At 69.6% G+C, this 12,036-nt stretch carries 10 protein-coding genes; 1 reads left to right on the top strand and 9 read right to left on the bottom strand.

Going from position 1 to position 12,036, the window contains the following annotated elements; genetic code table 11:
* Positions 1–105: 105 nt before the first annotated feature.
* The 8 genes from RN901_RS02185 to rocD form a co-directional block, all read right to left on the bottom strand.
* Entirely contained in the window at positions 106–1,251 is a 1,146-nt protein-coding gene (locus RN901_RS02185; protein ID WP_310755402.1) for a 6-bladed beta-propeller, read from the bottom strand.
* Positions 1,248–2,474, bottom strand: a complete 1,227-nt coding sequence (locus RN901_RS02180; RefSeq protein ID WP_310755399.1) for a hypothetical protein — start codon at positions 2,472–2,474, stop codon at positions 1,248–1,250. The genes RN901_RS02185 and RN901_RS02180 overlap by 4 nt, the downstream gene beginning before the upstream one ends.
* 120 nt (positions 2,475–2,594) lie before the next feature.
* Complete coding sequence (locus RN901_RS02175) at positions 2,595–3,686, bottom strand: hypothetical protein (RefSeq protein WP_310755396.1); 1,092 nt, start codon at positions 3,684–3,686, stop codon at positions 2,595–2,597.
* Positions 3,687–3,890: 204 nt separating this feature from the next.
* On the bottom strand, positions 3,891–4,907 hold the full coding sequence (locus RN901_RS02170) for a hypothetical protein (RefSeq protein WP_310755393.1): 1,017 nt from the start codon (positions 4,905–4,907) through the stop codon (positions 3,891–3,893).
* A gap of 71 nt (positions 4,908–4,978) precedes the next feature.
* Positions 4,979–6,847 carry a HEAT repeat domain-containing protein gene (locus RN901_RS02165; RefSeq protein WP_310755389.1) on the bottom strand — a complete coding sequence of 623 codons (1,869 nt, stop codon included), beginning with the start codon at positions 6,845–6,847 and terminating at the stop codon, positions 4,979–4,981.
* A gap of 20 nt (positions 6,848–6,867) precedes the next feature.
* Positions 6,868–7,917, bottom strand: a complete 1,050-nt coding sequence (locus RN901_RS02160; RefSeq protein WP_310755386.1) for a hypothetical protein — start codon at positions 7,915–7,917, stop codon at positions 6,868–6,870.
* Positions 7,911–8,453, bottom strand: coding sequence for a sigma-70 family RNA polymerase sigma factor (locus RN901_RS02155; RefSeq protein WP_310755383.1), 543 nt, complete (start codon positions 8,451–8,453; stop codon positions 7,911–7,913). Before RN901_RS02155 ends, RN901_RS02160 begins: the two co-directional genes overlap by 7 nt.
* A 227-nt stretch (positions 8,454–8,680) precedes the next feature.
* Positions 8,681–9,898, bottom strand: a complete 1,218-nt coding sequence (gene rocD, locus RN901_RS02150; RefSeq protein ID WP_310755380.1) for an ornithine--oxo-acid transaminase — start codon at positions 9,896–9,898, stop codon at positions 8,681–8,683.
* A gap of 167 nt (positions 9,899–10,065) precedes the next feature.
* Here rocD and RN901_RS02145 point away from each other — a divergent pair, with 167 nt between their 5' ends.
* Positions 10,066–11,550, top strand: a complete 1,485-nt coding sequence (locus RN901_RS02145; RefSeq protein WP_310755377.1) for an anthranilate synthase component I family protein — start codon at positions 10,066–10,068, stop codon at positions 11,548–11,550.
* Here RN901_RS02145 and RN901_RS02140 read toward each other — a convergent pair.
* Positions 11,547–11,924: a hypothetical protein gene (locus RN901_RS02140; protein ID WP_310755374.1), complete on the bottom strand. Its 378-nt coding sequence runs from the start codon at positions 11,922–11,924 to the stop codon at positions 11,547–11,549. The two genes, RN901_RS02145 and RN901_RS02140, sit on opposite strands and share 4 nt — an antisense overlap.
* Positions 11,925–12,036 lie beyond the last annotated feature (112 nt).

The raw sequence follows: 12,036 nt of genomic DNA, 5'->3' as shown, positions 1-12,036 counted from the left end.
TGGAAGGTGTCACCGGAAACCGGTCGGGCCCCGCGGAGATGGGGCCGGGCTATCCGCGCGCCGAAACTAGCCCCCGCCCGCAACGCGAGCGAGCCGCAGCGCAGGTTACGGGATTCGGGTGAAGCGGACGCGGGCGGCTCGCCAGACGTCGAGGGAGTCGCGCGTCGTGCCGTAGAGTTCCGTCTCGGTGGTCCAGGCGGGATAGGCGAGGTGTTCGACGCGGCGCGGCCAGCGGTATCGGGCCTCCAGCGTACCGTCGCGGTAGACATCGGCCTCCCGCATCTCCTGCCCGTCGACGCCCGTCTTTTCCACCCACAGCCGGCCGGCGCGATCGAAGAAGAGTTCGGCCAGGACCGGCTTGCGGTCCGGCACACCGAACGGGTGCTCGCGCAGGGCGAACCGCTCCTTCTCCTGGTCGATCCGGGCCTGCGCGCGGCGGCGCTCATCCGGACTCAGCTCCGGTCCGTGCAGCGGTGCCTGGATCAACGACGTGCTCCCGTCGGGATGGTGGAGCGTGACCGCGTACGCGGAGTTCACGGCCGTGGCCCACCAGCCACCCGGTCCGTGCCCGTGAATCCATAGCGGACCGAAGGGCTGGTAGAGGTAGAAGGTGGCGGCCTGATCCCCCACCCGGATGTCGACGGGGCTGAAGCCGGTGGCCTGCTCCTCGGCCGTCGCCATCGGGACCGTGTCCACGGCCATGCCCGGCCCCAGGTGGAAACGCGTGAACCGGGTGTCGCCCGCCGCCAGCCCGAGATCGACGAGCCGGCGGTCCGCGTCGAACGTCACCGGCGCGACCAGGTTGAAGGAGGCGTTGACGCTCCTGAGGCTGCGCACGTACTCGGCGCCCTCGTTACCGAGCCTGAACGCGCTGTAGCGGGCGCTCTCCCGCACCCACAGCAGGCCGTCGGGCCCGAACGTCATGCAGCAGGGGTTCGTCAGTTCGCCGGGACCGTCCCCCTGGCCGCCGAAGCGGAAGGCGAAGCCCCCGTCCGGCTCGAACACCCGCACCTCGTGCGTCTGGTAGTCCGCGACGACCACCCGACCGCCGTCGTCCGCCACGACGGAGCCGATTCTCGTGAACAGGTAGGGATCTTCCCCCTCGACCTCGCCGATCTCGAGGTCGATCACCCCCTCGAAGACCGGGACCTCGGGAGGCGGAGCGGGGGGTTCCTCCGCGCACGCCGCGACGCCCGCGAGCAGCGCGACCGCGACGGGGACGGCGATCGCGGTCGGGATTGCGGGCCTCATGAACCGGAGCGGTCGAGGGACCAGGACTCGACGTACTCGATGCCGAGTTCGTCAGCCCGCGTGCCGAGGATGTAGTCCTCGCCGATCTCCCTGACGCGGAAGCTCCCGGGCATCTCCACCAGACCGAGGGCGCGTCCCTCCGGATCGAACACGGTCCACAGCCGGTGCTCCTCCCCGGGAAGCCGGTATTCCTCGATCCACAGGTAGCCCAGCCGGTCGATGAGCGCCCGGCCAAAGGCGGGGAATGCCTCGACGAGAGGCATGTCGCCGACGTCATCCAGCGCCTCGGGCCGGTCGGGGTTCTGCCGGGCCACGGCGTCGCGCAGGTCTCCCCTGGTGGGCGCGCGGACCTCGTGGTCGCGGCGGACGATCCTCGCCAGCGACCCGTCGGGCCGGTACGCGTGGATCTCGTAACGGTCGTTCGAGGTGATGACGACCAGATCCCCCCACGTGAACTCGAACGAGCTTCGGCGGAAGGGATAGGGGCGGGGAAAAGGCGACCCGTCGACCGTGTTGACCATGTACAGTTCCGATCCGGGGTACGCGCCCAGGTCCCGCTGCACGCTCCCGTCCGTCGAGAGGATGCCGTAGTCCACATCCCGCCGGATGATCTCCGAGGTGCCCGGCTCACCGCGCTCGAACGTCGTGAGAGTGGCGGCGAAGACGCTCCCGTCGGGCAGCGGTCCGACGACCGACTGGTAGCCGCCCTCCGGCCTGAGAGCGCGACCGAATGTTCCATCCCCGGAGAAGATGGAGATCCGGCCGCTGAACGGATCTCTGGCCATCAGCGAGTCGCCCGGCCACGGTTCCAGTCCACTTGGAGCCATGGCTCCGAATTCGCCGGGACCGTCGCCCTGACCGCCCCACGATTCGAGGTGGACACCGTCGGCATCGAAGACGCGAAGCTCCCCGGTTCCCGCGTTGGCGACCACGATCCGCCCGTCCGAGAGCCGCATCGCGCCGCCGACCCGGAAGAGTTCGTAGGCGGGGTCCCCCTCGGCCGTCCCGATCGTCGCGGTCGGGGCCAGTCCTACCAGCCACCCGAGGCGTGACTCCGGAAGGGGACGCCGATTCTCGACGATCGTGACCCCGGCGCTGTCCCGCACCATGCTCTGCAGGCCGCCACCGTCGTCCCCGCCGCCGCACGCCACGGAGAGGGAGCCGAGGATGAGCGCGGGCGTGGCCCGCAGCGTCCACATCGTTCGCGCGATTCGGATTGTCATGACGTGTCCACGGAAGGAAGGCGGGGTCGGTTCAGTCGCACCGAACCGGAGACACGATCAGCGACGCCTTGGTTGCGCGGAGGCCGACCCAATCCTTGCGTGACGCTGGACAGCGTTGCCTTACCGCCGAGGGCTCGGGATCAGCTCGTACACGGCGACGCTTATGATGTCCAGGTTGTCGCGCTGGACGCCGAGGAGGAGGTTTCCGGTCACGTCGAGGATTCGGAACCGGGGCGGGGTCTCGACCTGTCCCAGCCACTCCCCGTCGGGGGAGATGACGGTGTAGGGCGAGCCCTCCTCCGGGTAGGCCGGACGGTAGGAAGGCAGCCATACGTTGCCGGCGGCGTCGGCGAAGGGGGTGCCGAAGAACGGCACCGGCTGGCCAATCATGGCGCGATATTGGGCCATGTCTTCCCGGATAATCTCCTCGCGCCGGGCCTCGGACCCTACGCGGTGCCTGCGGTAGAGCACCCGCATGTAGGCCTCGCTGTGCTCCAGGAGTTCCTCGGCCAGCAGGTTCGGCTCGGGCCGCCAGCGCACGATCCGGGTGATCGTGCCGTCGGGCAGACGCCAGGTGATCTCGGGCCGGTCGGATCGGGTGTAGACGAACCGCCCCGCGGCGACCGTGACCTCGCCCATGGGCCGGATGATCGGGGATTCCTCTCCCGACCGCTGCCTCGGGAAGTGGTCGTACGACGCAACGGTGTCGAGGGTGCCCGTTTCGATATCGAACAGGGTCATGTGCCCGGCGAGCCACTCGTCCTCTATATCGATCCAGAGGCTGGCGGGGTGTCGGTTCCAGAGCAGCAGCTCGCCGGATGAACCGATCCCGGCCACGCCGAAGTGCCCTGCCCGAGGGAGGCTCGAGATGCGCGCGACCGAGTCGCCGACAAAGAGTGTCAGGCGGGACAGACGATCATCGGGCACGAAGACGCTGTCCTGGCCCAGGACGAACACCGCGTGGGGGGAGATGACTTCGCCCGGTCCCTCTCCGGCGGTGGCGAGCACCTCGTGCGTCGTGCCGTCCGGACTCACGACGATCACTTCGCTGTACCAGGCAACGACCGCGCTTCCATCCGGCAGGAGCCGGCCGGTGTCGACGAACTGGAATTCGTAGTCGCCGGGGTTCGCACCGTGCCGGTATCGCGGTTCCGCCGCCAGGGCGAAGGGCGCCTCGCCCTCCGGCTGTCCGGCATACTCGACGATCCGCACGCCGGCGCTGTCCCGGACCTGGACCCGAGGTCGTCGGTGAGCCCGGGATCCCCCCCGCAGGCGGCGAGGACACCGCACGTAGCGGCGAAGGTCAGGAGTGGAAGGTACACACCTGCACGGAACCACTGACGCATGACTCTTTCCCCCGGATCGGTTCAGTCTTGCCGAACCGGGGACACGGTCAGCTTCGGCTTTGGTTGCGCGTCAGTCCGGCTGGCCGTGGATCCACGCGGCCCAGGCCTCGACGTCCGTGCCGAAGTCCTCGCCGCTGATGGCCTTTAGGAAGGTGATCGCGGGCGCGCGCGTTCCGCGGTGCTCGGCTCCCGCGTACGCGAGCAGGAGATCGGGTCGTCCCCGGGCGAGCCGCCGGCCGAACTCGGGTGCGACTCCCGTCGCGACGAGGACCCGGAGCGTCGTGCCGAACTGGAACGGGCTCGTCCCGCCGAAGATCGCCAACAGAGGCTCTTCCGCCGGAGTCCAGTCCACCGGGCGCAGCGAGTCGTCGGGGCCGGTCAGCCCGCGGAGCACAAGGCCGGCCATTCCGGCGACCCGGTCCACCGGGTCCGTCGCGGCAAGGACCAGCGCGTGCCACGACTCGTCGCGACCCGTGAAGTTGCTGAGCACGAGCGTGGCGACCTCGCGCGTCTGCCACGAGGCATCCCTGGCCAGAAGCTCGAGGGCGAGGCGGTAGTCGCGCCGCCGGTCCGCGCGGTCGAGCAGACTCCAGACCTGCGCGAGGGCTCGGGCGTCGATTCCCATCATCCATTCGGCCACCTCGGCGGTGCGATCGGCATCGCCCCGTGCGTAGAGCACCTGGGCGGCCCTGCTCAGCAGCCCGGGGTTCTCCTCCGCGAACGCCTTCAGGCTCTCCAGGGCCTCCGGCAGGACGAGGGTGTCGCTGCCGATCGTGCGAGGGCGGACCCGTGTGGCGTCTTCCACGCCGACCACGACCGTATAGGAGTCGTCAGACCCCATCGTTCTGTACGACATGGCCGCCGCCTCGGCGAATCCGAGGTCGCGCTGCATGACCGCCGCGCAGGCGTGGAACGGCTGACCGGGAGCCAGCTCCTGGATCGCGTCGAAGAGTTCGCGCGCGGTCCACTCCTTCAACCCGACGAACTCGACCGGACCGTCGGGCCCCTCGATCACCTGGCCGAGGCTCGGCGCCGTTGTCGCGGTCAGGAGCATGACCGCGACAGGCACCACGCGGCGGAGTCTCATGGCATTCGCACCCATCCAGGAGCCTCGGTCTCAACCACCCGGAATCGAGACGTCGACTCCTGTGATGCGTCTCATCCGGGCCGCTTCGGCACCGTATCGGTGGCCGGAGGAGGCAGTGTATCGGCGGCCGGGGGGGTCAGCAATTCAAGGAGGAAGTCCACCGCCTCTTCGGATCCCGTGCGGCCGAGCCAGTAGATGCCGCGTTCCCGCACCTCGTGGTCCGGTTCGTTGCGGATCAGTTCCATCAGGACCCGAGGGGCTTCGGAGTCGGCATCGGCCCGCTCGAAGATGGCGTAGATGGTCTGCATCTTCAGGAAGGGCTCCGAAATCTCTCCGTAGAGGTCGGCGAGGTACGCCACCGTCACCGTCGGGTGACCCGCCCACGCGGTGAAGGCTTCCTCGCGCACGTCTCCGGACTCTTCCGCATCGAAGGCGACGGAGCGCGCCCAGGCGGCGGTCTCCATGTCCTCTTCCTCGCGCACCTTTCGTTGCACGGCGCGGAACAGGGACTCCTTGAGGTCATCCGAATCGAGTCGTTCGTAGAGCGGAATGAAGGCGGCGGCTTGCACGTCATCCCGACGGCCCACCGCTCTGATCGCCGCGTTCCGGATACTCTCCGACTTGGAATCATCGAGGACCGCGTCGACGAGTGCATTCACGGCCCCGTTGCGGAGGCCATACTGCATCCAGGCGGCACCGGCCGTCGTCCCCTCGAACGCACTCCTGCGGAGGGCTTCGATCGCATCGCTCTGCATGGCGTAGTCGTCCGAGTCCTCGAGCGTCTGCTTGAGCACCTGGTACGCATCCCAGGAGTTGAAACGCCACATTTCCTGCAGCGCGTGCCTGCGGACGGATCTCTCCGCATGGGTCTCGAAGATGCCGAGGAGAACGTCCTCGGCTTCCTCGGTTCCCTGTCTCGCGACGAATTGGACCGCCTCCTCGTGCAGCCGCGGCGAACACTCGTCGTCGCGGTCCAGGACGTCGCGAAGCACCTGCATTCGGTTGATCTCGTTCTCGTAGCGCATGACCGCTTCGAGCGCCGCCAACTGCACCGACACGTCGTCGCACGTCCCCCGCTCCTGCGACGCGGCGCGCAGGGCCTCCTGGTATTCCGCCCGTTGCCAATCGACCTGCAGCACATCGACGGTCAAGGCCCGTTGCGCGTAGTCCGCAACTTGCCGCTCGAAATCGGTGATCCTTTCCGAGGACTCAGCCAATCGCTGGAGATAGTCCTCCGCGTCCTGTACCTCCGGCTCGCCCTGTGCGTCCGGCTCGCCCTGCGCGTCCGGCTCGCCCTGCGCGTCGGCCAGCGAGTCGGCGGCCACCGAATCCGGCAGAGTCCTCAGGTCGGCCACTCGCACGGGAAGTTCGAGGGTGCGCCCCCCCACCTCCATGGGCATCACGCGGAAGCCGGGCGTCGCGGCGGAGACGTCGAGGGTCTCCTCCGCCTCGCGCAGCAGCCGCTCCGCATCGCCGGCGTCCCCCTGAGACGCGAGCTGGCTCCGGATCTCGAAGTCCAGGGCCCGCGCGTCGTGGTACAGCCGCCCCGCCTCCCGGTGCAGGCGAGGCTCCGCCGGCCGCGCCTCGGAGAACCCGACCATCAGTATTTCGAGCAGTAACCGCGCCTCGGCCAGGTCGCCGAGGCGATAACGAGCGAACGCCTCCCAGTAGTAGGAATCGGGCTCGAACGGGGGCGTCACGAGCGCGGACTCGGTTCGCACCGCCTGGAAGAGCGCCACCGCGCGTTGGAACTCCTCCGCGTTGATGGCGCGACGCGCCTCGAGGAATCGCGCCACCTCCTCCTGCTGCACGGTCTGCGCGGCAAGGGTCCTCGCCCCGAACACCGGCAGCGCATCGCGCGGGGGCGCGGCGTCTACGACCGTGAGACCGGCCAGCAGCAGCCCGGTCCACGTCAGGTGTCTCACGCGATCTTTCATCATATGCCTCCGTACGGTTCCGTTTACGTGCCGCTCGCGGACCGAAGCCGCATCAGCGTGCCCTGCCGTTCCATGCTCTCGCGGGCCAGTTCGCGCTCGAAGTCCGGGGCGTCCGGGCCGAGGCGCGCGATCTGGACGAGAACGAGTTCGAGATCCTGCAGCAGTGCGCGCTCCCGCTGGCCTTCCGCGGCGGGCGTGTTGAGCAGCGAACGCGTCTCGACGAGGAACTCACGCGCCCACCTGGCGAGGTCGCGCTGCGATTCGTCGGTTCCGATATCCGTGCGGAACGCGACGAGCAGGGCCTGGGTCCGGTCGAGGTGACGGGAGATCCGGGACATGTCGTATTCGGCGGCGGCGCGGACCGGCGGGTCCGCTCCGGGCCGGCCCGGCGTCGGGGCCGGATCGGCGGCCGGCGGCGGATCGGCCGCGGCGAACTGCCGGTTCGTCTCCAGCGGCTCCTCGACGACGGAAAGCGCCAGCGCCTCCTCGGCGGCCGTCGGCGCGAGGGGTCCCGAGTCGGTCGCGGCGGCCGCCAGCGGCGTCGCCGTAACCGGTGCCGTCGTCGCCGCGGCGACCGTTTCCGGCTCGATGGACACCGGGACCTGCGAGCCGCGGTCGAGCGCCACGGCCAGCGCGACCGAAGCGGCGGCGGCGCCCGTCAGCCACACCGTGGTCCGGCCGGGCCGCCGCCCGAGCGTCCGGGCCACGATCAGCCGCAGCGGGCCGCGAGTCGCCTTGCGCGCGCCGGGGTCCTCCGGCTGCCGCGCGACCCACTCCGCCTCGATCCGTTCCCACATCGTCTCGCGCGGCGGGAGCGGCGGGTCGTGGTAGCCCAGCACATCGAAGGGGTGATCGACGCCGCGGTCGACGGCACCGCCAACGCCGGCCACCGCGCCCGTCATGTCCACCGTCTCGGGCGAGTCGGCGTCGGGCACCGGCGGCGCCCCGAGCCGCGCCTCGATCCCGGTCCACATCGCCTCGACCGGGGGCTCCGGCGGGTCGTGGTAGTCGGCCGCCTCGCGGCGGACGAACCGGGCGAAGCGGCTCGCGTCGTCCATGCGATCCTTCAGCATGCCCATTCTCCGGCGAAGTCCGCGAGCTTCTCCCGCAAGCGGCTGCGGGCCCGGAAGAGCTGCGACTTGGACGTCCCGGCCTTGATCCCGAGCATCGCCCCGATCTCCTCGTGCGTGTAGCCCTCGAGGTCGTGCAGCAGGAAAACGGTTCGATAGCCGGCGGGAAGTTCGTCGATGGCGCGGTGCAGCCGCTCCTTCACGTCGGGCTCGAGGCCGCTCAGGCCGCGGGTGGAGCGGAGGTCCTCATGCAGCGCGGTCTCGCGGCTGCGAAAGCGCTTCACCTTGCGGAGCCCGTTCAGCGACACCGTCGTGGCGATCGATCCCAGCCACGTCCCGAACGCGGCTTCGCCGCGAAACGTGTCGATCTTCGTGAACGCCCGCACGAACGTCTCCTGCGTGAAGTCCTGGGCGAGGTGGTCCTCGCCCGCGAACCGGTAGCAGATCCGGAACACCCGGTCGACGTGCGCGTCGTACAACGCGCGCGCCGCGTCCTGGTCTCCGTCCCTGAGCCGCTGAATGAGTTGCGGTTCCGTCACCGTGCCGGGGTCTCCGGGTACACGTCGGTTCTTCCGCTTCTTCTGCTTCTGAATCGGTGACACAGGCAACCGGGGATTGGTTGCGCGGGGATCGGGCGGACCGCCCGACGGGGAATCGGCGGGCGGACCCGGGGGACGACCGGGCCGCGGCGGGGATGCGCCGCGGCCGGTCGGCCCGGGGCGGGGTTCCGGGAGCGGCGGAGGCTCCCGTTCAGGCGGCCGGCGCCCTAGGCGACGGCGACCGCCGCGCCCTCCAGCACCTCGGCGATGTTTTCCAGCGCCCATTCCAGGCTCGCCTTCTCGATCGTGAGCGGAGGCGCGAAACGGATCACCTGCTCGTGCGTCTCCTTGGCGAGGATCCCACGCGCCTGCAGCGCCTCGCAGAACGGGCGCGCCGACCCCGACTCATCCCGCACGACCACGCCGATGAACAGGCCGCGCCCGCGCACATGGTCCACGTGCGGCGAGTCGATCGCCTCCAGTTCTCCCTTGAACCAGGAGCCCAGCTCATTCGAGCGCGCCGGCAGATCCTCGTCCCGGATCACGTCCAGCGCCGCCGTCCCCACGGCCGCGCCGAGCGGATTCCCGCCGAACGTCGAGCCGTGATCTCCCGGATGGAAGACGTCCATGATGTCGGAGTTGGCGAGGATCCCGGACACGGGGAACACGCCCCCGCCGAGCGCCTTCCCGACGATCATGATGTCGCCGCGGTCCGCCTCCCAGTCGGCGCAGAACAGCTTGCCGGTCCGCCCCAGGCCGGTCTGGATCTCGTCGTTGATCATGAGGACGTCGTTCGCCCGGCAGATCTCCAGCGACCGCGCGTAGAACCCGTCGGGCGGCACGACCACGCCCGCCTCGCCCTGGATGGGCTCGACGAGGAACCCGACCGTGTTCGGCGTGATCGCCGCCTCGAGCGCGTCCGTGTCGCCGTAGGGAATCGGCACGAAGCCGGGCGTGAACGGACCGAACCCGAACGTGGATCCCTCATCCGAGGAGAAGCCGACGATGGTCGTCGTCCGGCCGTGGAAGTTCTGCTCGCAGACGATGATCTCCGCCCGGTCCTCGGCCACGCCCTTCACGGTGTAGCCCCACTTGCGGGCCGCCTTGATCGCGGTTTCGACGCCCTCGGCGCCGGTGTTCATCGGCAGCGCGCGCTCGAACCCCGTCATCTCGCACAGCTGCTGGAGGAACGGACCCATGCGGTCGTTGTGGAAGGCGCGCGACGTGAGCGTGAGCCTCTCCGCCTGCGCGCGCAGCGCTTCGATGATGCGGGGGTGACGGTGTCCCTGGTTCACCGCCGAATAGGCGCTCAGCATGTCGAGATACCGGCGGCCCTCCACGTCCCACACCCATTCGCCTTCGCCGCGCTCGAGCACGACGGGCAGCGGGTGGTAGTTGTGCGCGCTCCACTTGTCGACCTGAGAGATGTAATCGCTGGTGTTCATCGCTTCCTCATTGAGCTGCCGAGCGACGTCGGCCATGGGTTGATACGGGTTCGGGCCGGATTGAACCGGACCTGAGAGAGTAGACGAAAAGCCTACTTCCGACAAGGTGATCCGGGCGCGTGTCCCCGTCGGTCCCCGTGCCCGTCCCGGGCTGCTACCTTGGGCGCATGAGCGACGTTTCCCCCATCCCCGACTTTGCCGAATTCTCCCGCCTCGCCGAGCCCGGGCGGATGGTTCCCGTGGCCATCGAAATCCCGTTCGACCTCGATACTCCGGTCACGGCGTTCTCGAAGCTCCGGCGCGGTCCCTTTTCCTTCCTGCTCGAATCGGTCGAGGGTGGGGAGCGCTGGGCGCGATTCAGCTTCGTCGGCTCCGAACCCCGCGGAGCGTGGCGACTCGACGGCTCGGAGATCCGGCTCTGGACGCCCGCGGGGGGCTGGAGCGAGCCCGAAACCACGAGCGACCCCTTCGGCGCCTTCGAGGCATGGATCACCCGTTACGACCCGGTCGAAGTCCCCGCCCTGCCGCGGTTCTGGGGCGGCGCCATCGGGTTCTTCGGCTACGACACGGTACGCTGGCTCGAGCGGTTGCCCGCGGCGGCGCCCGACGACCTCGGCGTGCCCGACGCCTGTTTCCTGTCGACGGAGCATATGCTCATCATCGACAACCTCTATTCGCGGGCCATCGCCGTGGCGGCCGTGCCGGTCACCTCCGACGACGACCCGGCCGAACTGTATGGGAACGCCGTGGACCGACTCGTCGACTGGGTGCGCGGCCTGGAGCGACCGCACGGACTGGGGCGGCTCGGCGACGGCGCAGCGAATACGCCCGAGGTGGTCGGAAATCGGTCGCGGGACGACTACGAGGCGGCCGTCGAGCGTATCCGCGAGTACATCGTGGCGGGAGACGCATACCAGGTCGTGGTCTCGCAGCGCGCCGGCGCCCGTTTCGAGGGCGACCCCCTCGAGCTTTACCGCGCGCTCCGGCGCAGCAACCCGTCGCCCTATCTCTTCTTCATCGAACTGGACGGCATGCGCCTCATCGGCTCGTCCCCCGAGACGCTGGTCCGGGTGGAAGACGGGATCGTGACCGTGCGGCCGATCGCCGGGACGCGACCGCGCGGGGCCACGCCGGGGGAGGACGAGGGGCACGCGCGCGACCTGCTCGCCGACGAGAAGGAGCGGGCGGAACACCTCATGCTGGTGGATCTCGGGCGCAACGATGTGAGCCGGGTCGCCCGCCCCGGCTCCGTCGAGGTGTCGCGCTTCATGGAGATCGAGCGCTACAGCCACGTGATGCACCTCGTGAGCGAGGTCGCCGGGTCGCTGAAGGAGGGCGTTGATGCCGTCGACGCGTTCAAGGCCTGCTTCCCCGCCGGCACTCTGACCGGTGCCCCGAAAGTGCGCGCGATGGAGATCCTCGACGAACTCGAGCCGACCCGCCGCGGACCGTACGGCGGGGCGGCCGGCTACGTCGGCTACGGAGCGACGAGCCTCGACATGGCCATCGTCATCCGCACGCTGCTCTCCGCCGGGGACCGGGTGTTCGCGCAGGCGGGGGCGGGGATCGTCTACGATTCGGAACCGGCGCGCGAGTGGGAAGAGACCCGCCACAAGGCCCGCGTACTCCTCGAGGCGCTGACAAAAGTCTAGCGGCGGGCGAGCCGCTCCTCGCGGGCCACGATGGGGTCGATCCGGTCCGCGTATTCCTTGGCGTAGGCGAGCGCTTCCTCCAGCGCCTCCGTCCGCGTCCCCGCGAAGCGCTGGCCCACGGCGGCGCTCATCGCCCGGCCCGGCCCGGCCGCCGCCGCGACCTCCCATACCTCCGGCCCGCCGCGCAGTGCCGCCCGCCTGCCCGCCCGCGTCTCCCGGAACTCGATCTGCGGGAATCTCTCCCGAGCGAGCCACTCCAGGAGAATCCTCCTGAGTCCCTGGGAGGGGGTCCATTGCTGCTCAAGCAACACGCGTTCGAGTTCCGACTCGACCTCGCGCGAGACGCGCGTACAGAGAGGACGGGGCAAAGGCATGTATACATGGTATACCATCCTCCGGAGACGTGCCAGGTGTAACCCTTTTCCGGCTCGCGGCGTCTACGGGTGTATCGAGGGCGCTCGCTGCTCGCCGCAGCCGGAGCGAGGC

The sequence above is a fragment of the Candidatus Palauibacter soopunensis genome, from assembly GCF_947581735.1.
In the GTDB taxonomy this organism is placed as follows: Bacteria; Gemmatimonadota; Gemmatimonadetes; order Palauibacterales; family Palauibacteraceae; genus Palauibacter; species Palauibacter soopunensis.
The sequence above is the reverse complement of the archived record's forward strand: the minus strand, read 5'-3'. Positions and strand labels throughout refer to the sequence as shown.